Origin of the sequence: Azoarcus sp. CIB, from assembly GCF_001190925.1 — a bacterium.
GTDB lineage: Bacteria > Pseudomonadota > Gammaproteobacteria > Burkholderiales > Rhodocyclaceae > Aromatoleum.
Genome location: NZ_CP011072.1, coordinates 764,615 through 787,425 on the forward strand (window position 1 = coordinate 764,615; position 22,811 = coordinate 787,425).

25 protein-coding genes and 1 pseudogene are annotated in these 22,811 nt (G+C 68.2%); 11 read left to right on the forward strand and 15 right to left on the reverse strand.

Translation table 11 applies throughout. The features are described from left to right. Nucleotides 1-213 precede the first annotated feature (213 nt). The 4 genes from sucC (at nucleotide 214) to nifW (ending at nucleotide 3,989) form a co-directional block, all read left to right on the forward strand. Nucleotides 214-1,374: an ADP-forming succinate--CoA ligase subunit beta gene (sucC, locus tag AzCIB_RS03340; protein WP_050414585.1), complete on the forward strand. Its 1,161-nt coding sequence runs from the start codon at nucleotides 214-216 to the stop codon at nucleotides 1,372-1,374. Between the two features lie 11 nt (nucleotides 1,375-1,385). Next, nucleotides 1,386-2,279, forward strand: a complete 894-nt coding sequence (gene sucD, locus AzCIB_RS03345; RefSeq protein ID WP_050414586.1) for a succinate--CoA ligase subunit alpha — start codon at nucleotides 1,386-1,388, stop codon at nucleotides 2,277-2,279. A 250-nt stretch (nucleotides 2,280-2,529) separates the two neighbouring features. Further along, nucleotides 2,530-3,666 carry a homocitrate synthase gene (gene nifV, locus AzCIB_RS03350; protein WP_050414587.1) on the forward strand — a complete coding sequence of 379 codons (1,137 nt, stop codon included), beginning with the start codon at nucleotides 2,530-2,532 and terminating at the stop codon, nucleotides 3,664-3,666. After that, on the forward strand, nucleotides 3,663-3,989 hold the full coding sequence (nifW, locus tag AzCIB_RS03355; RefSeq protein WP_050414588.1) for a nitrogenase-stabilizing/protective protein NifW: 327 nt from the start codon (nucleotides 3,663-3,665) through the stop codon (nucleotides 3,987-3,989). The genes nifV and nifW overlap by 4 nt, the downstream gene beginning before the upstream one ends. Before the next feature lie 295 nt (nucleotides 3,990-4,284). Here nifW and AzCIB_RS03360 read toward each other — a convergent pair whose 3' ends face one another. From AzCIB_RS03360 to AzCIB_RS24590, 7 genes are all read right to left on the reverse strand, one after another. Further along, the gene (locus AzCIB_RS03360) at nucleotides 4,285-4,563 is read right to left on the reverse strand and encodes an RnfH family protein (protein WP_050414589.1); all 279 of its coding nucleotides are present in this window, start codon (nucleotides 4,561-4,563) and stop codon (nucleotides 4,285-4,287) included. Between the two features lie 29 nt (nucleotides 4,564-4,592). Continuing rightward, the gene (locus tag AzCIB_RS03365; RefSeq protein ID WP_050414591.1) at nucleotides 4,593-5,276 is read right to left on the reverse strand and encodes an electron transport complex subunit E; all 684 of its coding nucleotides are present in this window, start codon (nucleotides 5,274-5,276) and stop codon (nucleotides 4,593-4,595) included. Next, entirely contained in the window at nucleotides 5,273-5,917 is a 645-nt protein-coding gene (rsxG, locus tag AzCIB_RS03370) for an electron transport complex subunit RsxG (RefSeq protein WP_083446859.1), read from the reverse strand. The genes AzCIB_RS03365 and rsxG overlap by 4 nt, the downstream gene beginning before the upstream one ends. Beyond that, nucleotides 5,917-8,562, reverse strand: a complete 2,646-nt coding sequence (gene rsxC, locus AzCIB_RS24955; protein ID WP_353611531.1) for an electron transport complex subunit RsxC — start codon at nucleotides 8,560-8,562, stop codon at nucleotides 5,917-5,919. Before rsxC ends, rsxG begins: the two co-directional genes overlap by 1 nt. 16 nt (nucleotides 8,563-8,578) lie before the next feature. After that, complete coding sequence (locus AzCIB_RS03385) at nucleotides 8,579-9,106, reverse strand: RnfABCDGE type electron transport complex subunit B (protein ID WP_050414595.1); 528 nt, start codon at nucleotides 9,104-9,106, stop codon at nucleotides 8,579-8,581. Between the two features lie 11 nt (nucleotides 9,107-9,117). Next, the gene (rsxA, locus tag AzCIB_RS03390) at nucleotides 9,118-9,705 is read right to left on the reverse strand and encodes an electron transport complex subunit RsxA (RefSeq protein WP_050414596.1); all 588 of its coding nucleotides are present in this window, start codon (nucleotides 9,703-9,705) and stop codon (nucleotides 9,118-9,120) included. 220 nt (nucleotides 9,706-9,925) lie between these two features. After that, on the reverse strand, nucleotides 9,926-10,318 hold the full coding sequence (locus AzCIB_RS24590) for a dioxygenase family protein (protein ID WP_050414597.1): 393 nt from the start codon (nucleotides 10,316-10,318) through the stop codon (nucleotides 9,926-9,928). Between the two features lie 549 nt (nucleotides 10,319-10,867). Here AzCIB_RS24590 and AzCIB_RS03400 point away from each other — a divergent pair. The 3 genes from AzCIB_RS03400 to AzCIB_RS03410 are packed head-to-tail and all read left to right on the forward strand — an operon-like array spanning nucleotide 10,868 to nucleotide 12,561. Then, nucleotides 10,868-11,065, forward strand: coding sequence for a 4Fe-4S dicluster domain-containing protein (locus AzCIB_RS03400; protein WP_018989074.1), 198 nt, complete (start codon nucleotides 10,868-10,870; stop codon nucleotides 11,063-11,065). A gap of 58 nt (nucleotides 11,066-11,123) precedes the next feature. Beyond that, nucleotides 11,124-12,128, forward strand: coding sequence for a hypothetical protein (locus tag AzCIB_RS24390; RefSeq protein ID WP_050414598.1), 1,005 nt, complete (start codon nucleotides 11,124-11,126; stop codon nucleotides 12,126-12,128). Between the two features lie 13 nt (nucleotides 12,129-12,141). Continuing rightward, on the forward strand, nucleotides 12,142-12,561 hold the full coding sequence (locus AzCIB_RS03410; protein WP_050414599.1) for a SoxR reducing system RseC family protein: 420 nt from the start codon (nucleotides 12,142-12,144) through the stop codon (nucleotides 12,559-12,561). Between the two features lie 15 nt (nucleotides 12,562-12,576). Here AzCIB_RS03410 and AzCIB_RS03415 read toward each other — a convergent pair whose 3' ends face one another. From AzCIB_RS03415 to nifN, 6 genes are read right to left on the reverse strand one after another with little or no spacing between them, the layout of a single operon-like run. Beyond that, on the reverse strand, nucleotides 12,577-13,005 hold the full coding sequence (locus AzCIB_RS03415; protein ID WP_050414600.1) for a nitrogen fixation protein NifQ: 429 nt from the start codon (nucleotides 13,003-13,005) through the stop codon (nucleotides 12,577-12,579). Nucleotide 13,006: 1 nt separating this feature from the next. Beyond that, complete coding sequence (fdxB, locus tag AzCIB_RS03420; RefSeq protein WP_050414601.1) at nucleotides 13,007-13,303, reverse strand: ferredoxin III, nif-specific; 297 nt, start codon at nucleotides 13,301-13,303, stop codon at nucleotides 13,007-13,009. Between the two features lie 37 nt (nucleotides 13,304-13,340). Beyond that, nucleotides 13,341-13,532 (reverse strand): CCE_0567 family metalloprotein, encoded by a 192-nt coding sequence (locus AzCIB_RS03425; protein ID WP_050414603.1) that lies wholly within the window; start codon nucleotides 13,530-13,532, stop codon nucleotides 13,341-13,343. Between the two features lie 21 nt (nucleotides 13,533-13,553). Continuing rightward, entirely contained in the window at nucleotides 13,554-14,027 is a 474-nt protein-coding gene (locus tag AzCIB_RS03430; RefSeq protein WP_050414604.1) for a NifX-associated nitrogen fixation protein, read from the reverse strand. Continuing rightward, complete coding sequence (nifX, locus tag AzCIB_RS03435) at nucleotides 14,020-14,448, reverse strand: nitrogen fixation protein NifX (RefSeq protein ID WP_050414605.1); 429 nt, start codon at nucleotides 14,446-14,448, stop codon at nucleotides 14,020-14,022. Before nifX ends, AzCIB_RS03430 begins: the two co-directional genes overlap by 8 nt. 22 nt (nucleotides 14,449-14,470) lie before the next feature. After that, a complete protein-coding gene (gene nifN, locus AzCIB_RS03440) occupies nucleotides 14,471-15,859 on the reverse strand; it encodes a nitrogenase iron-molybdenum cofactor biosynthesis protein NifN (protein ID WP_050414606.1) in 1,389 nt (462 codons plus the stop codon). Nucleotides 15,860-16,307: 448 nt separating this feature from the next. Between nifN and AzCIB_RS03445 the strand changes: the two genes are divergently transcribed. Continuing rightward, nucleotides 16,308-18,770, forward strand: a complete 2,463-nt coding sequence (locus tag AzCIB_RS03445; RefSeq protein ID WP_050414607.1) for a response regulator — start codon at nucleotides 16,308-16,310, stop codon at nucleotides 18,768-18,770. A gap of 31 nt (nucleotides 18,771-18,801) precedes the next feature. Here the strand turns inward: AzCIB_RS03445 and AzCIB_RS24595 are convergent, their stop codons facing one another. Continuing rightward, a complete protein-coding gene (locus AzCIB_RS24595; RefSeq protein ID WP_232299425.1) occupies nucleotides 18,802-19,170 on the reverse strand; it encodes a nitrogenase component 1 in 369 nt (122 codons plus the stop codon). 103 nt (nucleotides 19,171-19,273) lie between these two features. Continuing rightward, nucleotides 19,274-20,218, reverse strand: a pseudogene (locus AzCIB_RS03450) (nitrogenase component 1); the annotation flags it as partial. 206 nt (nucleotides 20,219-20,424) lie between these two features. Here AzCIB_RS03450 and AzCIB_RS03455 point away from each other — a divergent pair. From AzCIB_RS03455 to AzCIB_RS03465, 3 genes are all read left to right on the forward strand, one after another. Beyond that, complete coding sequence (locus AzCIB_RS03455) at nucleotides 20,425-20,982, forward strand: TlpA family protein disulfide reductase (RefSeq protein WP_083446862.1); 558 nt, start codon at nucleotides 20,425-20,427, stop codon at nucleotides 20,980-20,982. 138 nt (nucleotides 20,983-21,120) lie between these two features. Then, the gene (locus AzCIB_RS03460) at nucleotides 21,121-21,759 is read left to right on the forward strand and encodes a DUF47 domain-containing protein (protein WP_050414608.1); all 639 of its coding nucleotides are present in this window, start codon (nucleotides 21,121-21,123) and stop codon (nucleotides 21,757-21,759) included. A 23-nt stretch (nucleotides 21,760-21,782) separates the two neighbouring features. After that, complete coding sequence (locus AzCIB_RS03465; protein WP_050414609.1) at nucleotides 21,783-22,790, forward strand: inorganic phosphate transporter; 1,008 nt, start codon at nucleotides 21,783-21,785, stop codon at nucleotides 22,788-22,790. The last annotated feature ends 21 nt before the right edge of the window (nucleotides 22,791-22,811 follow it).

Below are 22,811 nucleotides of genomic sequence, written 5' to 3' on the forward strand. Positions count from 1 at the left end.
CACTGCGCAATTGCGGGTATAATCCTGCGATCTTGCGACCTTCAGGCCCGTTTCGGGTCCGGGTCAATAGGTCGGGCCGGGCGGCATACGACCGGTCGGGAGCGGTATGCGTCGGTCGAGGGAGACGGCGTATGTCGCGGAGCGATGCTCCGAAGCGTCCCATCAACCTGTTCGCGGCGTCCAGGGCGTCGCGGCTTCGATCGAAGGGCAATCATGAAGATTCATGAGTATCAGGCAAAAGAACTACTAAGAAAGTATGGCGTCGTGACGCCGCGCGGTTTTCATACCGTGTCGGTGGATGGCGCGGTGAAGGCAGCCGAAGAGCTGGGCGGCAAGGTTTGGGTCGTGAAGGCACAGATCCACGCCGGTGGCCGCGGCAAGGGCGGCGGCGTGAAGCTGGCCCGCTCGCTGGACGAAGTGCGCCAGTACGCGAACGACATCCTCGGCATGCAGCTGATCACGCACCAGACCGGGCCCGAAGGCCAGAAGGTGCGCAACCTGCTGATCGAGGAAGGCGCCGACATCAAGAAAGAATACTACGTTGCTGCGCTGACCGACCGCGCCACGCAGAAGGTCGCGATCATGGCCTCCTCCGAAGGCGGCATGGACATCGAAGAAGTCGCGCACAGCACGCCTGAGAAGATCCTCAAGGAATTCGTGGATCCGCTGGTCGGCCTGACCGACGCGCAAGCCGAGAACCTGGCGCGCGGTATCGGCGTGCCGGAAGCTTCGGTCGCGAAGGCGGTGGATGCGCTGAAGCGCCTGTACACCTGCTACATGGAAACCGATGCCTCGCTGGCGGAAATCAACCCGCTGATCCTCGAAGGCAACGGAAACATCAAGGCGCTCGACGCCAAGTTCAACTTCGATTCGAACGCGCTGTACCGTCACCCGGAAATCGTCGATTTCCGTGACTTCGACGAGGAAGATGCGGACGAGATCGAAGCCTCGAAGTTCGACCTCGCCTACATCTCGCTTGACGGCAACATCGGCTGCCTGGTGAACGGCGCCGGTCTGGCGATGGCCACGATGGACACGATCAAGCTGTTCGGCGCCGAGCCGGCCAACTTCCTCGACGTCGGCGGCGGTGCGACGACCGAGAAGGTCACCGAAGCGTTCAAGATCATGCTCAAGAACCCCAAGGTCAAGGGCATCCTGGTCAACATCTTCGGCGGCATCATGAAGTGCGACACCATCGCTACCGGCGTGGTTGCCGCAGCCAAGGAAGTTCATCTCTCCGTCCCGCTCGTGGTGCGCATGAAAGGCACCAACGAGGACCTCGGCAAGAAGATCCTTGCCGAATCGGGCCTGCCGATCATTACCGCCGACACGATGGCGGAAGCTGCGACCAAGATCGTCGCGGCGGTCAAGTAAGGAGAGTGTGAATGTCCATCCTGATCAACAAAGACACCAAGGTCATTACCCAGGGCATCACGGGCAAGACCGGTCAGTTCCACACCGAGAAGTGCCAGGAATACGCCAACGGCAAGAACTGCTTCGTTGCCGGCGTGAATCCGAAGAAGGCGGGCGAGAAGATCTTCGACATCCCCATCTACGCCTCGGTGAAGGAAGCGGCTGCTGAAACCGGCGCGACCGTGTCGGTGATCTACGTGCCGCCGGCAGGTGCCGCCGACGCGATCTGGGAAGCCTGCGAGGCCAACCTGGATCTGGCGATCTGCATCACCGAAGGGATCCCGGTCCGCGACATGCTGGTCGTGCGCAACAAGATGAAAGAGAAGGTTGCCAAGGGCGGCAAGGAAACCCTGCTGCTGGGACCGAACTGCCCGGGTCTGATCACGCCGGACGAGATCAAGATCGGCATCATGCCGGGTCACATCCACCGCAAGGGCCGCATCGGCGTCGTGTCGCGTTCGGGCACGCTGACCTATGAAGCCGTGGCGCAGCTGACCGAAATCGGTCTGGGCCAGTCGTCGGCGGTCGGTATCGGCGGCGACCCGATCAACGGTCTGAAGCACATCGACGTGATGCGTATGTTCAACGACGATCCGGACACCGATGCGGTGATCATGATCGGCGAGATCGGCGGTCCGGACGAAGCCGAAGCGGCAATGTGGTGCAAGGCCAACATGAAGAAGCCGATCGTCGGCTTCATCGCCGGCGTGACCGCGCCGGCCGGCAAGCGCATGGGCCACGCCGGTGCGCTGATCTCCGGCGGCGCCGACACGGCCGATGCCAAGCTCGCCATCATGGAAGAGTGCGGCTTCACCGTGACGCGCAACCCGTCCGAGATGGCCAAGCTGCTGAAGGCGATGCTGTAAGCATTGCGTCTTCCGCAACACGAAAAAGCGCCGGCTGGTCCGGCGCTTTTTTTTCGCCGCGATGTTCGTGACGCGACGTTTGTTTGTGTCGGTTTCCTGCCATTGTCGTGCCGGCGTGGTGCCGCCTGGCGCGCGGCGGTGGGCGAATTCCCTGAACTGGCGCCGCCTGCGGGGCGACATGCTGGCGGATGTCGGGGTGGCATCGTCCTTGCGGTAGCAAGGCAATGCCATTCACGGGACGCAGCACATCATGGTGACGATCAACGATACGACCCTGCGCGACGGGGAACAGACGGCCGGGGTCGCCTTCACGGCGGACGAGAAGCTGGCGATTGCGCGGGCGCTGGCGGCTGCCGGCGTGCGCGAGATGGAGATCGGCGTGCCGGCGATGGGCGAGGCGGAGCGCGAGGTGATCCGCGCGATCGTCGCGCTGAAATTGCCGGTGCGGCTGATGGTGTGGTGCCGCATGTGCGTGGCCGATCTCGACGCGGCGGCCGAATGCGGGGCCGACGTCATCCATCTCGCGCTGCCGGTGTCGGACCAGCAGATCGAGCGCAAGCTGGGGCGGGATCGCGATTGGGCTCTGGCACAGTTGCGCGATACCTTGCGCGCGGCCCGCGAGCGCGGGCTGGTGGTGTCGGTCGGGGGCGAGGATGCGTCGCGCGCCGATCCGGACTTCCTGTGTCGCGTTCTGGACACGGCGCAGGCGGGGGGGGCGGTGCGCTTCCGCTATGCGGACACGCTCGGGGTGCTCGATCCGTTTTCGGCCCATGCGGCGATTGCACGCCTGCGGGCGGCTAGCGACCTGGACATCGAGATGCACGCGCACGACGACCTCGGGTTGGCCACCGCGAACACGCTGGCGGCCGTGAAGGCCGGTGCGACGCACATCAGCACGACGGTGAACGGTCTGGGCGAGCGTGCGGGCAATGCGCCGCTGGAAGAGGCGGTGATGGCGCTGCGCCACCTGCACGGCATCGAGTCGGGCGTCGACTCGCGCCAGTTGTTGGTGATCTCTGAGCTGGTAGCGGAGGCGTCGGGACGGCCGGTGGCGGCGAACAAGCCGATCGTCGGCGGCTGGGTGTTCACGCACGAGGCGGGCATCCACGTCGATGGGCTGGTGAAGGATGCGGGCAATTACCAGAGCTTCGATCCGGCCGAGGTGGGGCGCAGCCATCGCCTGGTGCTGGGCAAGCATTCGGGCGCGGCGTCGATCGTGAATGCGTGCCGCGAGCTGGGGCTGGAGGTCGATGCGGTGACCGCACGCCTCGTGCTCGAGCGCGTGCGCGAGCATGCGATGCGGACCAAGCGCAGTCCGGATTTGCGCGATCTGATGCGCTTCCACCGTGAATGTCGTGCGCTGCTGACCGAAGGAGTGATGCCGTGAATACCCTTGTCGAAGATCTGAAGCACCTCGAGAGCGCGGAGGATTTCCTCAATTACTTCGCGATCCCCTATGACCTCGCGGTCGTGCAGGTGAGCCGCCTGCACATCCTGAAGCGCTTCCAGCAGTATCTCGCGCGTGAGGGCGGGGTCGAGAGCTTGCCCGCTGCGTCGGCGTTCGCGACCTGTCGTGCGCTGCTTGCGCGGGCGCACAACGATTTCGTCGCGTCGAACGGCATCGAGCAGAAGGTGTTTAAGGTGTTCCAGACCGCGCAAGGCGAGCACCGCGTTGCGATCGAGGGGCTGCGGCGCAAGGCCGGGTTCTGAAGGCGGGAGTGGCCTCGGCCGCTCCCCTTCACGTGTTCGATGCGGACGTAGGGCGGGAGCAGCGCAGCGCATCCCGCCTCCTGCCGTGAAAAATATTATTTTGCATAATTCGCGAATGCGCGAACAACACCGTTGGTCGACCAAATGAATCTCGCCGCGGGGCAGCGGCGAGATTGAGGGGTGGATTGGCGGGGTGCGCTGCGCTCCTCCCGCCCTACGCCAGATTGCTCGGCATTTGACCCGGATAGCAGTATCTACGGGCAAGCCGCTGGGCCGATAGCCCCCCGACGCAGCCTCAGTCCTCGTCGCCTTCGGCGAGGTCGCGGCGTGGGACGGTTTGCGGGTCGCAGGTGATCGGGCGGTAGATTTCGATGCGGTCGCCGACGCGCAAGGGGGCGTCGAGCTTTACGAGCCGGCTGAACACGCCGATCTTCTGCGTGGCGAGGTCGATATGCGGAAACTGCCGCAGGATGCCGGAGCGTTCGATGGCGTCGCGGACGGTAGCTTCGTCCGGGACGTCGATCGTGACCCAGGCCTGCCGGCCCGGCTCGGAGTAGGCAACGCCGATTTGCATGGTGGTCTCTCCTTCGCAGTGCGTTCCGCTCACGCCGACGCCGGGCCGGGCACGGAGCAGTGGGATTCGGTGGCATGCGCGGTCTGCCGGCGCTTCAGCTCCCACGCGCGTTTGCCTGCGAGGAGGAAGCCGAGCACGGCGAAGCCGCCGGGCGGCAGGATCATCAGCAGGGCGCCGTTCCACGCGCCGATCTTCATCTCGAGGAAGGCGAAGTGGCTGCCGAGGAGCGCGCTGGCCTGCGCGAACACGGTGGCGCTGCCGAGGATCTCGCGGATCAGGCCGATCACGGTGAGCGCGAAGGTGAAGCCGAGGCCCATCGCGAGTCCGTCGATGGCGGAGGCGGCGACGGTGTTGCGCACCGCGAAGGCTTCCGCGCGGCCGAGGATCGCGCAGTTCACGACGATCAGCGCGATGAAGAGGCCGAGCACCTTGTAGAGCTCGTGCAGCCAGGCGTTGAGGACGAGGTCGATGAGCGTGACGAGGGTCGCGATGAGGACGACGAACACGGGGATGCGCACCTGTGCGCTGACGGCGTGGCGGATCGAGGCGACGAGGATGTTGGAGACGATCAGCACCGCGGTAGTCGCGAGGCCCATGCCGAGGCCGTTGGTGCCCGAGGTCGTGACGGCCATCGCCGGGCACATCGCGAGGAGTTGGGCGAAGACGACATTGTTGTCCCACAGGCCGTCGCGCATCAGTTTTGCGGCATTCATGGTTGCGCTCCGAGGATTTCGTTGCGATGGGCGGCGAAGTAGTCGAGGCCACCCTTGACGGCCTTGACCACCGCGCGCGGGGTGATGGTGGCGCCGGCGAAGCTGTCGTAGACGCCGCCGTCCTTCTTCACTGCCCACTTTTCGGGGGCGGGGTCGTCTAGCGATTTGTCGTTGAAGCTCGTGATCCACGGGTTGCGGGCGATCTCGATCTTGTCGCCGAGGCCGGGCGTTTCGGTGTGCTTGAGAACGCGCACGCCCAGCACCCTGCCGGCCGGATCGACCGCCATCAGCAGGCGGATCTCGCCCGAGTAGCCGCGTTCGGCGACGTTGAAGACGGCGCCGGTGACGGCGCCGGCCTTCCGCGCGACGTGGATTTTGCGGGTGCTGCCGGTGATGGGGCCGGGGAGCTCGAGGACGTCCTTGAGCAGGTCGTTGTCGGCGCTGCCGGGCGGCAGAACCTGTGCGAGCGTCATCTGTGTGTCGTGCGCTTCGGCGGCGGCGATCGGCGCGCGCGTCGCATTGCTGGCGAGGGTGAGCGCGGTGCCGGCGACGAGGGCGATGCCGCCGAGCAGCAGCGGCTGGTAGGCGAGCCGGTCGCGCAGCGTGTCGAGCGAGAAGCCGGCGGATTGATCGGTGCCCATCATGCGTCTCCGGTGTTGTCGAGCGGGGTGGGTTCGAGCGCGCGCCCGTCGCGCCGGCGGCCGAGGATGCGCGGACGGCAGTAGCGGTCGATCACCGGGGTCAGCGCGTTCATCAGCAGCACCGCGAAGGCCATGCCTTCCGGGTAGCCGCCCCAGCTGCGGATGATCCAGGTGAGGAATCCGATGCCGAAGCCGAAGACCAGTTGGCCCGCCGGGGTGTTGGGCGAGGTGACGTAGTCGGTGGCGATGAAGAAGGCGCCGAGGAGTGCCGCGCCGGAGAGGAGGTGCTGGGTGGCGGAAAGGTAGCGTGCCGGATCGGCGGCGTGGCCGATGAGGGCGGGCAGGGCGATGCCGGCGAGCACGGCGGCCGGGATGTGCCAGCGGATGATGCCGCTGGCGAGGAGGTAGAGCCCGCCCGCGATCATCAGCAGGGCGCCGGTTTCGCCGAGGCTGCCGGTGCGCATGCCGGCCCAGTCGAAGAGCGCCTGCGGGCCGCTGGCGATCGCTTGCGGGAGTTCGACGCCGCGCGAGAGCTCGGTCTTGCTGTGGCCGAGCAGCGACGCGGAGGTGACGGCGTCGGGGTGGGCGGGCGCTTCGGCGGTGATGCGCAGGCTGTCGATGAAGCCGGGGGCTGCTGCCGAGAACAGCGGCTGCGGCACGACCCACTGCGTCATCGCGACGGGGAAGGACACGAGCAGAGCGACGCGCGCGACCATCGCCGGATTGAAGAGGTTTTGCCCGAGGCCGCCGAAGACCTGCTTGCCGACGACGATGGCGATGAAGCCGCCGAGGAGGCCGATCCACGCGGGTGCCCAGGGCGGCAGCGACAGCGCGAGGAGCCAGCCGGTGAGCAGCGCCGAGCCGTCGCCGAGGCTGCTCCGGCGGCCCATCAGGCGTTCGCAGAAGCGCTCGGCGAGCAGGCAGGCGCCGACGGTGACGGCGAAGAGGTTGATCGCCGGCCAGCCGAACAGCCAGAAGCCGAACAGGGTCGCGGGGGTGAGCGCGAGCATCACGCGCTGCATGACCTGCGCCACTGAGACGCCGCCGTGGGCGTGGGGCGAGGCGGCGAGGGGGGGCAGGGCGCCGTCGTCGGCGGAGATCGAGCCAGAGATGCGGGTGGGGCTCATGCCGGGGCTCCTTCGGAGTTGGATGCGGTGCTCGCGGCGGCCTCGCGGGCCTTCTGCGCCTTGCGCTCGGCGGCGCGGCGGGCGGCGGCTTCGGCCTTTTCGCGCGCTTCGCGGTCGAAGGCGCTCGGCGCGCGCGTCGGCCATCCGGCGCGTCGCATCCGTGCGCTTCCGGTCGCGCTCGCGCGTGGCGAGTTCGCCCTTCGCATGGTTGAAGGCCTGCACGAGCGGGATGCGGGCGGGGCACACGTACGCGCAGCAGCCGCAGCCGATGCAGTCGTGCAGACCGAGGGCGACGGCGGCATCGAGCGCGCCGTTGGCGATGCGGGCGTTCATCTCCAGCGGCAGCAGGCCGACCGGGCAGGCCCGGGTGCAGCTGCCGCAGCGGATGCAGGGACCGGGTTCGTCGCGTGCGACTTCGGCGGCGGACAGCGCGAGGATGCCGCTGCAGCCCTTGACCACGGGCACCTTGGCCGAGGGCAGGACGAGGCCCATCATCGGGCCGCCCATGACGAGGCGCGCGGGTTCGCAGCGCGCCCCGCCGGCGAAGGCGAGGAGGTCGTCGACGAGGGTGCCGATGGGGACCTCGTAGTTGCCGGGCTGGGCGAGGGCTTCGCCGTTGAGCGTCATGACGCGGCTGACCAGCGGGCGGCCGAGGTCGATCGCCTGATGGATCGCGAAGGCGGTGCCGACGTTGTGCACGAGCACCCCGACGTCGGCGGCGCGCGACTCGGCGGGCACCTCGATGCCGGTGAGCTCGATGATGAGCTGGCGGTCCGATCCCATTGGGTAGCGCGCGGGGACGACGCAGACTTGCACGTCGGCGTGGCCGTCGGCGGCGGCGCGCATCGCGGCGATCGCCTCGGGTTTGTTGTCCTCGATGCCGATGCGCACCTCGCGCGCGCCGGTGGCGTGGCGCATCAGCACGGCGCCGCGCACGATGCCCGCCGCGCGTTCGCGCATCAGGCGGTCGTCGCACGACAGGTAGGGTTCGCATTCGCTGCCGTTGAGGATCAGCGTGCGGATGCGCGAGCGGTGGCCCAAGCCGAGCTTCACCGAGGCGGGAAAGGTCGCACCGCCCAGGCCGACGATGCCGGCTTCGGCGACCCGGCGCGCGAGTTCCTCGGGTGAGCGGGCGAGCGGGTCGGCGAGGCCTTCGAGCGGCGCCCAGCGGTCTTCCATGTCGCTGCGCAGCGTGATCGCCGTCATCTCGAGACCCGAGGGGTGCGGCGCGGTGATCGGCCCGATCGCGACGATCTCGCCGGAGGTCGGCGCATGCACCGGGGCGGAGATGTTGCCCGTGGCGGTCGCGAGGCACTCGCCCTTGAGGACCTTCTGGCCGATGCGCACGACCGGCTCCGCGGCGGCGCCGACGTGCTGCGACAGCGGCAGGTAGAGGAGCGGCGGCACCGGCAGGCGCCGGATCGGCGCTTCCGAGGCCGGGCGCTTACGCTCGTCCGGATGCACGCCCCACGGTTCGCTGCGGGCGAGGTGGCGGAAGATCTTGTCGAAGAATCCCATGATGTGCGTTCCGGGTTCAGGCGCGGGCCGGGTTCGGCCACACCCAGTGCTGCAGCGTGATCGGGACCGGTTTCAGGCCGATGGCTTCGGTCGGGCAGCGGTCGACGCAGTTGCCGCAGCCGGTGCAGGCCTCGCGCAGCACTGCGTGGATCTGTTTGGCGCCGCCGAGGATGGCGTCGGTCGGGCAGGCCTTGATGCAGCGGCAGCAGCCGATGCAGATGTCTTCGGTGACGACGGCGAGCTGCGGTCCGGCGTTGGCGACCGCCGAGAGGTCGATCTCGAGTCCCAGCCTGGCGGCGAGGCTCTGAGCGAGCGCCTTGCCGCCCGGCGGGCAGCAGGTGGCCGGCGCCTCGCCGCCGACGATCGCCGCCGCCGCACCGGTGCAGCCGGGGAAGCCGCACTGACCGCAGTTGGAGCCGGGCATCAGCGCCTCGACTTCGGCGACGATGGGGTTGCCTTCGACGTGGAAGCGGCGACTCGCGAAACCGAGCAGCACGCCCAGGACGGCGCCGAGGACGGTGAGGCTGGAGACGGCAACGAGCATGGCGACGCTCCTCAGGAGATCAGGCCGGAAAAGCCCATGAAGGCGAGGCTCAGCAGGCTGATGGTGATGAATGCGGACGGCGCGCCGTTGAACGCGGCGGGCACGCGGGCGAGCGCGAGGCGTTCGCGCAGGCCGGCGAAGACCAGCAGGACCAGCGTGAAGCCGAGCGCCGAGCCGAAGCCGTACAGCACGCTCTTCATGAAGCCGAAGCTCTGCTGCACGTTGAGCAGCGCGAGACCGAGCACGGCGCAGTTGGTCGTGATCAGCGGAAGGTAGATGCCGAGGCTCTGGTACAGCGCCGGACTGGTCTTCTTGATGACCATCTCGACGAACTGCACCGCTGCGGCGATCACGAGGATGAAGCACAGGATGCGCAGGAAGCCGAGCTCGAAGGGCGCGAGCAGCCAGTGGTCGAGCATCCAGCACAGCGCCGACGCGAGCGTGATGACGAAGGTGGTCGCGAGCCCCATGCCGAGGGCGGCGTCCATGCTCTTGGAGACGCCCATCACGGGGCACAGGCCGAGGAACTTGACCAGCACCACGTTGTTCACGAGGGCGGTCGAGAGCAGCAGCAACAGGATTTCGGTCGTGGCGGTCATGGCTGGCGCGTCGTGTCGGTTGCGGCGGGGGTCGTTACGACGGCGCTAGTGCATGGAGCGTGCCACGGGCTCCGCTGTGGGCGGAAAGTGTCGCGGATTCAGCGGTTTGCGATGCGGCGCGGACTGCCCGGCGAGCGGGTAGGGCGCCGGGGCAATCCCGACAAAGTCGACGCCGCTGTCGTCTTTGCGACAGCCCGCGCGGATTGCCCCGGGGGCGTGCTCAGCGGGATGCGAGGACGATGTCGAAGGTGGCCGCGGCGGGGGTGCCGGCCTTCGCCGCGGCGACGTCGACGCTCAGCGCCTCGCGCTCGGGCGGGGCATAGCCGTTGCCCTCGCGGTTGTTGCCGCGGAAGTACATCTGCGTGACGAATTCGGCGCGCCCGGGCTGGGCGACGCGGAAGTGGATGTGCGGCGGCCGCGAGCCGTAGTTGCCCGGCAGGACCGTGAGGAAGCTGTAGCGGCCCTGGGCGTCCGTCATCGTGCGGCCGAAGCCCTGGAAGGCGGAGTCGCGCGTGCGCGGATCGACGCCGGGGTGGCGGTAGCGGCCGCGCGCGTCGGCCTGCCAGATCTCGACGGCGGCGTCTGCGACCGGTTTTCCCGCGGTGTCGCGCACCGCGCCGCTGACGCGCAGCAGCGCGCCTTCGACGGCAGGTCCCCGTTGCGCCCGCGAGCTTCGTCAGGTCGGCGTCGATGTCGCCGTTCCAGTCGAGCGGGTAGAAGGGGCCGATGTCGTCCTCGGGCGTGGGGCGCAGGGTGGCGGCGCCGGCCGGGAGGGCGGTGGCGGTCAGCCCGAGCGGCAGGAAGGGGAGGCCGCCCAGCCAGCGCAGGAGGTGGCGGCGCAGCGTGCCGCGGGTCGTGGCGGGGCCGTGGGGGCGGGAAGGGGCGTGCATCGTGTCGTCCTGTTGAAGGCGGGCAAATGTTCGATGGCTTTCATGTCCGCGGGTTCCGTACTACGTGGCGCGTCGCATGTCACAAACCCGACATTCGCGACGCGGCATGTCAAGGCTGCGATTGGCCGTGTTGTTATTTGTTTTCAGTGGCTTGGGTCGGTAGGCCGGTCTTGGCACCGTCCTTGCGATAAGTCCCGTGAGCCTCCCGCGCCGTCGTTGTCGCGACGGCGCGGGGAATCGGATCCCATCCACCCGTCCTGAAGGAGCCCACCATGGCCATGAAGATCATCGCCGATGAATGCACCGCCTGCGGCGACTGCAAGCCCGCCTGTCCGACCAAGTCGATCACCGAGAAGGGCGGCGTCTTCCGCATCACCGTCGACACCTGTACGGAATGCGACGGCGACGCGGATTCGCCGCAATGCCTGGCGGTGTGTCCGGCCGGCGAGAATTGCATCGTCTATCTGTGATGCGCGTGCAAACCGCTGCCGGGCGCGCGTCGTCCGGCCATCCGGGAACGAGGCCCGCATGAATGCGCCCACTGCCTGGGGCGAGCGCTGCCGCCAGCTTGCCGAGCCCGTCGTCGAAGCCTGCTCCGTGACCCCCGCGGCCGCAGGGCCGGCGGCGCTCGCCCACGAGATCCGCAAGCACCTGCCCGACTGGCCGTTCCGCGAGGTGCTGTGCCGCGGCGGCTGGTACCGGCTGGGGGGCGTGATCGACGCGGATGGCGTGCGCGTTTCCGACAATCTCGAGCAATGGGCCGTCGCGGAACTGGAGGCACGCGACGGCGAGCTCGGCGCGATGCTGGAGGACTATGCGGGCTCGACGCTACGCGCGACCCACCTGCGTGGTCGCACGCACTACTTCGCCGCCGCGACGCCGGGGCGCGCGAGCACGGACTTCGTCCAGCTGGAGGTCGAGGAGTTGCAGGAAACCTGGGCGTCGCCGCTGTTCCGCGACGACGCTGCGCCCGGGACGCTGGACGAGCTGATCGATGCGCCCTGCGGCGGCGAGGCGTGCTCGGGTGAGCATGGGCCGCGCTGCGGCACGCCGGTCGAGGCCGCGCATTACCGCTTCCGCCGCCTCACGCACGTCGGCGACCTGCTCGCGCGCATGCGCACGCAGGCGCTCGAGCCGCAGCCCATCCACCGCTTCGTCGCGGACTGGGACGCCTCCAGCGCAGGGCCGGCGACCGCCTTCTGCAACCACTGGGCGATCGCGCTGCGCGAGCATCTGGACCGCTTCCGGCAGACCATCGTGCGTGCGACGCCGATCTCGGCGCTGACCGGCGAGGCGCCGCGCTTCGGTGCGCGCGAGGGCGCGAGCGGGCTGTCGCTGCATGCGGCGCTGCTCGCGTTCGATCGCGCCGTCGGTTATCCGATGGCGTGGTATTTCGCCATGCTCGCCGGCAAGGCGGTGGGGCACTGGGTACCGGCCGCGGTCGCGTCCGACGCGGCGGCGGGTTTTTCCTATCTTCCCGAACGCGATCTCGCGGTGCTGCGGCAGTGGCTGCACCGGCCCTACGCGTTCTGATCGGGGGGCGACGATGTCCGATGCGGTGATGCACGACGGCGTGGTCCGGTCGGTCGAGGGGGGCAAGGCCCTCGTCGCGGTGCCGGTGCAGGGCTGTTCGAGCTGCGGCGAACGCAGCCGCTGCGGGGTCGGCAAGCTCGCGGGCGGCGGCAAGCTGTCGCTCGTGACGGTGCCCGTCGGCGAGAGCGACGGCCTCGCGCCGGGCGATGCGGTGACGCTCGCGGCCGACCCGGACGCGATCAACCGTGCGGCACTCCTCGGCTACCTGTTGCCGGCGCTGCTGATCGTCGTCGGTGCGATCGGCGGGGACCGGCTCGCGCACACCGACGTCGCCGCGGTGCTCGGCGCGTTCGGCGGTCTCGTGCTGGGCGTGCTGGTCACGCGGATGTTCCGCGCCGCGTCGGTGCAGCTTGAGGTGCTGCGGCGCGGCTGAGCGGGAGAACGACGGTCAGGCGAAAGCGAGCAGCGGCAACTCCTCGCTGCCGAAGCATTCGCCGTGGTGCGCACACACGCCGCAGGACGGCGCGCGGCAGGCGCTGATGCCGACCTCTTCGCACAGCTGCTTGTAAAAGAACTTCTTCCAGCGCATGCCGTTCACGTTGCGCCCGGCGAGGCGCGGGAAATGCTCGTGCAGCAGCGCCGACAGCTCGGCGCGCGCGGGCAGGCCGAGGTCGTGCCACAGGTGGTCCTCGCCCATGCAGGCGCGCGCGACGCATTCGGCCAGCGCGACCACGTCGGCGCTGCGCCCCGCGGCGCCCTGCAGCAGCAGGCGGCGCACGTCCTCGTATTCGTCGTGGCGCGCGCCGCTGGCGAACATGCTGCCGCCGGGCTTCCAGCGCGCGTCCGTCATCGCGAGCCAAGCGGCAGCGGGGCGCATGTCACATCGCCTTCGGCGCATACGAGATGCAGCGGCGCGCACAGTTGTTGTTGCAGGACTCGCAGCCGACGCAGTTCTCCGGGTGTGCGATGTGCATCACCTTCTTCTCGCACTCCTCGTCCTCGTCCTCGATCGCGAACATCTCGCCCTCGTCGTCGACGGCCATCAGCTGCAGCACCTCGCGCGCACAGGTCTTGAAGCAACGGCCGCAGCCGATGCAGCGCTCCTGATTGATCGCGGCGATGAAGTTGGGCGTCCAGGCGACGCCCGAGGGCAGGGTGACGGTGAAGTGGGACATGGCTGCTCCGTAAAAAGGTTCGGTCGGGATCCGGCGTTCAGCCCGCTGCGGCCAGCCGGGCGCGCGCTTCGGTGAGCTTCGCGTAGGCCTCGAAGGTCTTCTGCGCCTGCTCGGGGATGCGCTCCCAGCCGATCGGCAACTCTTCGGACAGGTCGTGCAGATCCATCTTCGCCTGCGTGGCCTGCGCGTTGAGCTTCTTCACCAGTGCCTTCAATTCGTCGCTCGTCATCGCCATCCTCCTCGAAATGCCTCAGAAATTCGCCACTTCGGGGAAGCGGCCGATGAGGCCGGCCGCCTCGTCGACGATGCGGTCGCCGGCTTCGGCGAGCGCCTGCAGCGTGTCGAAGCCGAAGCGGTGGATGTCGCGGTGGTATTTCGAGAACACGATCAGGCGTCCCGTCGTCAGCATCGCGCGGCCGAAACCTTCGTGGTTGAGCTTGATCGTCGGGGATGCGATCAGCCCCGTGCGGCGCTCGATCGCGAGGCCGGCGGCGTTGTAGAACAGATCCACCCGCGCCATCACCTCCGGGCCCGGGTCGTCGATGATCGAGATCTGCTTGCGCGCGGCCTTGTCGACGACGAAGGGCTTGAGGATCTCGGCATCGCTCTTGTGCTCGCGCCGTCCGAAGGTGTCCTGGGCGCGGATCAGCTTGACCAGCTCCGCGAGGAAGGGCGATGCGGCGATGACGATGGCCGCCTCATCCGGTGCGAGGGTGTCAGACATGTTCGGCCTCGCTCGCGGCGTCTTGCTCCGCATCGAAATCGAAGCTGCGCTCGCGGCCCTTCAGCAGCACCTTGCGCAGCCACGGCGGCGGTGTGCCCTTGAGCACCTCCTGCAGGCGCTCGATGATGTTCGCGATCGGCTGCGCGGACGCCACCTTCACCGGATGCACGCGCAGGTTCACGACCTTGGCCGCGGCCGAGCCGCCGATCGCCGCGACATACAGCATCGCGCAGTCGCGCACCGCGTCGAGCTTGGGCACGAGCTTGTCCTCGGTGCCGTCCTCGGCGAGATCGCCGGCGAACTCGACGACTTCGACCAGCCGGCTCGCGTCCGGCTGCACTTCGTAGATCGCGATCTTCTTCGCCCAGCCGAAGTGGGCGTCGACGTCGATCAGGTTTTCCGTTGCAAAGGCGACTTTCATGCCGAGTTCTCCCAGGGACGAGTCAGTGACCAGCGTGAGCCGGCGCATCCACGGCCGGCGCGGGGCCGGTTCGGTGGAGGTCGGGCCGGATGCTGGCGGGGGTGACGTGCTGTTCATGCGCGTGCAGTTGCTCCATGAAGACATTGCCCACCTCGAAGATCAGATCGCGCGTGCCGCGATAGCCGACAGTGACCTTGTGTGCGACGCCGAGCCGGTCGAAGGTCGGCAGGCCGGCGCGCCAGAAGGGGATGCCCAGCCGCGCCGCAGCCTGGCGGCCGTGCGAATGCGTGACCAGCAGGTCGCAGCCGGCGGCGTGCTCCTCGAAGTCGCCCAGGTCGCCGATGCGCACCGTCTCCGCAGCGACGCGCGCGAGCACCGGGGCGTCCTGCGGCGCGATCGCGCAGGTCACCTGTGCGCCCATGTCGGCGAAGAAGTGCGACAGCGCGAACAGCAGGTCCGGCTCCGCGGCGATCGCGACCTTCTGCTCGCCGAAGTAGAAATGCCCGTCGAGCATCGCGTCCTGCAGTTGGCTGCGCCGGCGGCGGTATTTCATCGGCACGTCCTGTTCGGACAGATCCGACAGCAGCGCGATGAAGGCGTCGCAGGCGGCGAGCCCGGACAGGCGCTCGAACACGCGGAAGGGCACGCCGGCCTTCTTCTCCAGCAGCGCTGCGGCCGGGCGCATCTGCTCTCCGATCGCGATCGTGATCGCCGAGGCGCCCATGCGCTTCACGTCCTCCAGGCGCGTGCCGCCCAGCGTGTGCGGCAGGAAGGTCTCCGGGATGTGGCCGTCGAGCGAGCCCGAGAGGTCCGGCAGCACGATGGGCGTGAGGCCGAAGGCTTCGACCGTCTCGCGGATCTCCTCGATGTCGCCCGGCGTGAGATGGCAGCCCGCGAGGATGTTCACCTGCCACGGCGTGCGCACCTTCGTCGGCGGCACCAGTGCGTCGACCATGGCAGTGACGGCCTTCGCCCAGCCGTCGGAAAAGCCGCCGACGAAATCCGGCGTCGTCGCGAACACCACCTCCGTGTCGGCGAGTTCCGGATGCTTCTCGCGGATCAGCTTCAGGAAGCCCGCGACGTCGTCGCCCTTGGCCTCCGTGATGCCGGTCGAGCACAGCCCGATCAACGCCGGGTTCGCGCGCTTCTTGATGTTGAGCAGCGCCTGCTCGATGTTCTCCAGGCCGCCGAGGATGGTCGTGACCTCGTTCATCGCGGTCGTCTGCAGCGGGATGGTCTCGCGGAAGTGGCGCACGAACAGCACCAGCCCGAAGGCCGTGCAGCCCTGCGAGCCGTGCAGCAGCGGCAGCGCGCGGTCCATGCCGAGGAAGGCGAGCGCGGCGCCGATCGGGGCGCTCATCTTCAGCGGGTTCGTCGTGCAGGCTTTCCTGCCGGGAATGATCGTGGCCATGATGCGTGCTCGAAAGGGTACGAGCACTGCACAGCAGGAACGGTGCCAGCGGTGCATTCTCAGTAAAAACAGGCACATGGCCGCGGCGCACCGGCGTGCGAACGGCGCTTTGGCTGATGTCCGACACGAACGTGTCGCAAGCGCCACAAATCCCGCGTAGCGCGAGTGCAGATCGATCCCGGCGGCAATCCCGCACGGCAATAGAGGCCGCGCGCGGTATGATGACGCCCGGCTGGAGTCGTGCGTCGACGCCTCGTCCGCAGGCAGTCGCACACGAGTTCGGGCGCGCCCGGCAGGTATGTCCGGGAACCCGACATTCAGGACACGAGGAGCGCAGGATGCCCGTTTTCCAGGAGCCGCTTACGCGATTTGCCTCTTGCGGCGCATTTTCTCCCGACCTCAGCGGGACCGCCGCGCGATGGTCTCTCGACCGTGGAGCGCACACGAGATGAAGTACCGTCGGGTCGCAGCCCGCACGGCCGAACTGGCCGCGGTCAGCGCCTCGCTGCGCGAAGCCAATGCCGAGCAGCAGGCGATCTTCGACACCGCGACCTCGGGCATCGCGCTCATCAAGGACCGCGTGCTCGTCCGCGGCAACCGGCGCCTGCACGAGATGTTCGGCTGGCCGCCGGGCGAACTCGTCGGCCAGCGCACGGCGGTCTGGTATCCCGACGAGGCCGCGCACGCGGCGGGCGGCGAACCGGTGTATGCCGCGATCTGGCGCGGCGAGTCGCACCGGCGCGAGCAGCAGCTCATGCGCCGCGACGGCTCGCTGTTCTGGGCGCGCCTGACCGGCACCGCGGTGGAACCGTCGGACCGCAGCAAGGGCTCCGTGTGGGTCATCGACGACATCTCCGCCGAGTTCGAAGCCATCGAGCGGATGGAGAAGGCCCGCGCGCTCGCCGAGGATGCCGCACGCATCAAGTCGGATTTCCTCGCCAACATGAGCCACGAGATCCGCACGCCGATGAACGCCATCATCGGCATGACCTACCTCGCGCTGCGCACGCAGCTCGACGCTCGTCAGCGCGACTACCTCGAGAAGATCCAGGCGTCCAGCCAGCACCTGCTCGGCATCATCAACGACGTGCTCGACTTCTCCAAGATCGAGGCCGGCAAGCTCATCATCGAGCGCATCGACTTCGACCTCGAGAAGACCGTTGCAGACGTCGGCGCCCAGATCGTCGAGAAGACCAACGCGAAGGCGCTCGAACTGGTCATCGACGTCGCGGCGGACGTGCCGGCCAGCCTCGTCGGCGACCCCCTGCGCATCAGCCAGATCCTGCTCAACTACGCCAACAACGCGGTCAAGTTCACCGACCGTGGCGAGATCGTCCTGCGCATCCGGCGCGAGCAGTTCGTGGACGGCGACGTCGTGCTGCGCTTCGAAGTGCGCGACACCGGCATCGGCATCGATGACGAACTGCGCGACCGCCTGTTCCGCAGCTTCGAACAGGCGGACACCTCGACCACGCGCAAGTACGGCGGCACCGGGCTGGGGCTCGCGATCAGCAAGCGGCTCGCCGGCATGATGGGCGGCAGCGTCGGCGTCGACAGCCAGCCCGGCGCCGGTTCGACCTTCTGGTTCACCTGCCGCCTCGGCATCGGCCGCTCCGAGGGACACCTGCTGATGCCCGCCCCGGACCTGCGCGGCCTGCGCGCCCTGGTCGCCGACGACAACCTCAGTTCGCGCGAGGTGCTCGCCGAGATGATGCGCTGCATGACCTTCCATGTGCACACCGTGGACTGCGGTCGCGCAGCGGTCGCCGAAGTCGAGCGCGCGGCGCACGCCGGCGAACCCTACGACATCGTCCTGATCGACTGGCAGATGCCCGAGCTCGACGGCGTGGCCGCCGCGCGCGCGATCGGCCAGCTCGGCCTGCCGCGGCTGCCCGTGCGCATCGTCGTCACCGCCTACGGGCGCGAGGATGTCGCGCGCGCGGCCGTGGGTGCCGGCGTCGACGACATCCTGCTCAAGCCGGTCACCGCCTCCGCGCTGTTCGACACCGCGATCCGGCTGCTCGACGGCGCCCTGCGTCCGGCCAGGCCGCACGCCGCCGCTGGCGAAGCGCCGGCCGACCTCGCCGCGATCCGCGGTGCCCGGCTGCTGCTCGTCGAAGACAACGAACTCAACCAGGAGGTCGCGAGCGAGCTGCTCGGCGCCGCCGGCCTCCGCGTCGATATCGCCTGCAACGGTGCAGAAGCCGTCCAGCGCGTGCAGCAGGCCGCCTACGACCTCGTGCTCATGGACATGCAAATGCCGGTGATGGACGGCGTGACCGCGACGCGCGCGATCCGCCGCCTGCCTGCCTGCGCCGACCTGCCCATCGTCGCGATGACCGCCAACGCGATGGCGGGCGACCGCGAACAGTGCATCGAGGCGGGCATGAACGACCACATCGCCAAACCGATCCACCCCGATCGCCTGTGGGCCGCGCTACTGCGCTGGATCGCGCCGCGCGGCGACGCAACCGCCGCCGCCACGTCGGGCGCAGCAGGGGCGCTGTCCGCCGCTCCGTGCGCCGTCCTCGCACGGCTCAGGCGGATTTCCGGCCTCGATCCCGATCTGGGCGTGCGCCGCCTGATGGGGAAGGAAGACTTCTACCTCTCCCTGTTACGCAAGTTCGTCACCGGCTACGGGGATTTCACCGCGCGCCTGGATGCCGCCCTCGCGGCAGGTGACCTCGCCGCCGCCGAGCGCCTCGCCCACTCGCTGAAAGGCCTGGCGGGGCAGATCGGCGCGGCGCTGCTGCAGGAAGTTGCGGCCGAACTCGAGCGGCGTATCCACGAGGGTGCCCCCGCCGCGGACATCGACGAGGCGCGCGACCGCGCCGCGCGCACGCTCGCCGACCTGATCGGAGCACTGTCGCAGGCGCTGCCGGCGCCCGAAACGCCCGCGTCGGCCGTGTAGCGTCGCGGCCCTCCGAGCCTCCCGCGGCCGCTCACTCCGCGGCCACGCGCTCGCCCCAGCCTTCGGCCAGCTCCCACGGCGCCGGCTGCCGCACCTGCGACCAGATCGGGTTGTAGAGCGCCTTGTCGATCTCGGCGACGAGATTCACCACCCCGTCGTAACCCGCGTAGGCGTGATGGCGCTCCTGGTTGATCTCGACCCACGGCGTCTTCGCCTTCAGCGCGACGAACTGCGAGCGCCCGCCCGAGAGCATCACGTCGGCCTGCGACTCCTTCAGCATCCGGTACATCTCGCGCGGCGGCAGCTCGTCGAACATGTGCGCGTCGGTGCCCATGATCTCGACCACCTTCGCGCGGTCGCTCTGCGTCGATTTGCGCATCGAGGTGCCCACGATCTCCATGCCCACCTCCTGCAGCGCCGCCACCACGCTCCACGACTTCACGCCGCCCGTAGAAAAGCAGCACCCGCTTGCCCGCCAGCCGCGCGCGGTACTTCTCCAGCCGCGCCCACGCGCGCGCCTCCTCGCGTGCGATCAGCGCCTCGGCGCGCGCCGGCAGGTCGGCCGGCGCGCCGCGTTCGACCAGCAGGCGCGAGATCCGGCGCAGGCAGTCCGACATGTCCGCGATGCCGTAGAAGCTGCCCTCGAAGAAGGGGATGTCGTAGCGCTCGTCCATCTTGCGCGCGATGTTGATCAGCGCCTGCGAGCACAGCATGATCGCCGCCTTGGCGCGGTGCGAGCCCGCGATGTCGCGGTAGCGCGCGTCGCCGCAGAAGGTCGCCAGCACGCGGATGCCCAGCTCGTCGAAGAGCGGCTTCACCTGCCAGAACTCGCCGACCACGTTGTACTCGCCGATCAGGTTGATGTCGCAATCCGTCGTATATTCCGGCTCCTGCGTGCCGACGACATAGTCGAGCAGCGCCTCGCCGCCCAGCTTGTTGCCGAGGTTCTTGCTGCCCGCGAAGCCGGGCGCGTTCACCGGGATCACTGGCGTGCCGAACTTCGCGCTCGCCGCCTTGCACACCCCCTCGACGTCGTCGCCGATCATTGCCGGCAGGCAGGTCTGGTACACGAAGATCGCCGGCGGATTCACCTTGTCCACGATCTCCTTGATCGCGCGGTACAGGCGCTTCTCGCCGCCGTAGATCACGTCGAACTCCGCCATGTCGGTCGTGAAGCCCGTACGGTAGGTCTGCGGACCGGACGAATACACGTGGCGCGAATCCCACGAATTGCCCTCGCACGCAATCGGCCCATGCACCAGATGGGCGACGTCCACCACCGGCTGCAGCGCGATCTTCGCACCGTCGAAGGCACAGCCGCCGGCCGCGGCGCCGGGCGTCAGCGGCTTCTTGCAGCCCTCCTTGCGCGCCTTGTCGCTCTTCGCCTGGTTCGTCGCGCAGCCGGGTTCGACCAGCAGGCTGTCGATTCTCTGTTTGAGTGCGCTCATGTCGGTTTCCTGTGTGCGCCCGTGGCGCGGATGTCGCGGGGGCAGGGGAACCGATGCACGATCGATGCCAGACCGCACAGTGCGTTAAATCAATGGCTTGCGAAACGCGCACGCATTCATCTCCGCCGCTGTCGAACTCGCGACAACGCTTTTGTCGAACTCGTGACACGCCCCCGACGCCCCTGCGCCGCAGGACACCTCCTGCTATGCTCACGCTTTTCCGGCGTACCGCGCCGCGCTCCCGACCCGCCGCCAAGATGAAGAAAGCCCTCGTTTCCCTCGCCCTGTGCCTCGCCGCAATGCCCGGCCCCGCCTTCGCCACGCCCGGAGAAGTGCCCGAAGGCGGCACCCTGCGCCAGATACCGATGCAGGGCCTCACCGCCGGCTCCAAGCTGCTCGGCGACTATCGCGGCAAGCCGCTGATCATCAACGTCTGGGCGAGCTACTGCCCGCCCTGTCTCGCCGAGATGGGGTCGCTGGAGCGCCTGTCGAAGCGCTACGGCAAGCAGTTCAACGTCATCGGCATCTCGATCGACGACTACCCCGAGCGCGCCACGGCCTTCCTCACCCAGGCGAAGACCAGCTTCCCGCACTTCATCGACCACAAGCTCGCGCTCGAGAACATGCTCGGCGCCAACCGCATCCCGCTCACGGTGCTGGTCGACGCCGACGGCAAGGTCGTGCACAAGGTGTTCGGCGCCAAGGAGTGGGACAGCCCCGAAACCGTCGAGGCGATCGGCAAGGCCTTCGGCCTGCGCATGTAGGCCGTCCAGGCCGTCCGCGGTGGGCATATAGCCCCGGAATACGGGGTTTCAGGCTGAATTTGCGCGCGGAACATTACAGGATTGTTTCAGCTGGTAAAATCGCGCCCTGATTCCACTCCCCGGCAGGCAAAAACAATCATGTTCTCCCGCTTCATGCCCCGTGAGGGACAGTTCTTCACCCTGTTCAACGCCCATGCAGACGAGATCGTGGCCGGCGCCAAAGCCCTGGTCGCGCTGATGCAGGCCGTCGGAAAGGACGCATCGACAGCGGCGAAGACCACCGCCGACATCGACGAGATCGAGACCCGCGCGGACAAGCTGAACCACGACGTGATGGCGCTGATGCACTCCACGTTCATCACGCCGCTCGACCGCGACGAGATCCATCAGCTCATCTCGCACATGGACGACGTGCTCGACACCATCCAGGACGTCGCCGAAACCGTCTCGCTGTACGACATCGTCGAAGTGACCGAGGACGCCCTGCGCATCGCCGAGCTGTCCCTGTCCTGCGCCGAGAGCGTGCGCGCGGCGGTCGTGCTGCTGTCCAACATGGACAACGGCCGCGAGATCCTGCGCATCTGCCACGAGATCGACGGCTTCGAATCCGACGCCGACCGCGTCCTGCGCAAGGCGCTGTCGGGCCTCTTCCGCGAAGAGCCCGACGTCCGTGTGGTCCTGAAGATGAAAGGCGTGTACGAACTGCTCGAATCGGTCACCGATCGCTGCAAGGACGTCGCCAAGATCCTCGAGGCCATCGTGCTCGAAAACTCCTGACCCGCGATCTCCAGGAAAACGACATGGCAACTTTGGAGATCGGGCTCGCCACGGTGATGTTTCTCGTGGTGCTGGCCCTGCTGTTCGACTTCATGAACGGCTTCCACGATGCGGCGAACTCGATCGCGACGGTCGTCTCGACCGGCGTGCTCAAGCCGCAGCATGCGGTCGCGTTTGCGGCCTTCTTCAACGTCGTCGCCATCTTCATCTTCCAGTTGAAGGTCGCGAGCACGATCGGCAAGGGCACCATCGACCCCGCGGTCGTCGACCACATCGTCGTGTTCGGCGCACTGGTCGGGGCGATCGCGTGGAACGTCATCACCTGGTACTACGGCATCCCGTCCAGCTCCTCGCACGCGCTGATCGGCGGCCTCGTCGGTGCCGCGGTCGCCAAGGGCGGTTTCGGCTCGTTGCTCGCCTCCGGCCTCATCAAGACCGTCGCCTTCATCCTCGTGTCGCCGCTGCTGGGCTTCCTGCTCGGTTCGCTGCTGATGGTGGGCGTCTCATGGTTATTTTTCCGAACGCCCCAGCGCAAGGTCGACAAGTGGTTCCGCCGCCTGCAGCTCGTCTCGGCCTCGCTCTACAGCCTCGGCCACGGCGGCAATGACGCGCAGAAGACCATCGGCATCATCTGGATGCTCCTGATCGCCGCCGGCATCAGCCAGAGCACGGACCCCGTGCCGACCTGGGTCATCGTCACCTGCTACCTCGCCATCGGCCTCGGCACCATGTTCGGCGGCTGGCGCATCGTCAAGACCATGGGCCAGCGCATCACCAAGCTGAAACCGGTCGGCGGCTTCTGCGCCGAAACCGGCGGCGCGATCACGCTGTTCCTCGCCACCGCGATGGGCATCCCGGTGTCGACCACCCACACCATCACCGGCGCCATCGTCGGCGTCGGCTCCGCGCGCAAGGTCTCGGCCGTGCGCTGGGGCGTGGCGGGCAGCATTGTCTGGGCGTGGGTTCTCACGATCCCGTGCAGCGCCCTCATCGCCGGCGCCGCATGGTACGTCGGCCGCATGATCCTCTGAGCGGCCAGCCGTAACACAACG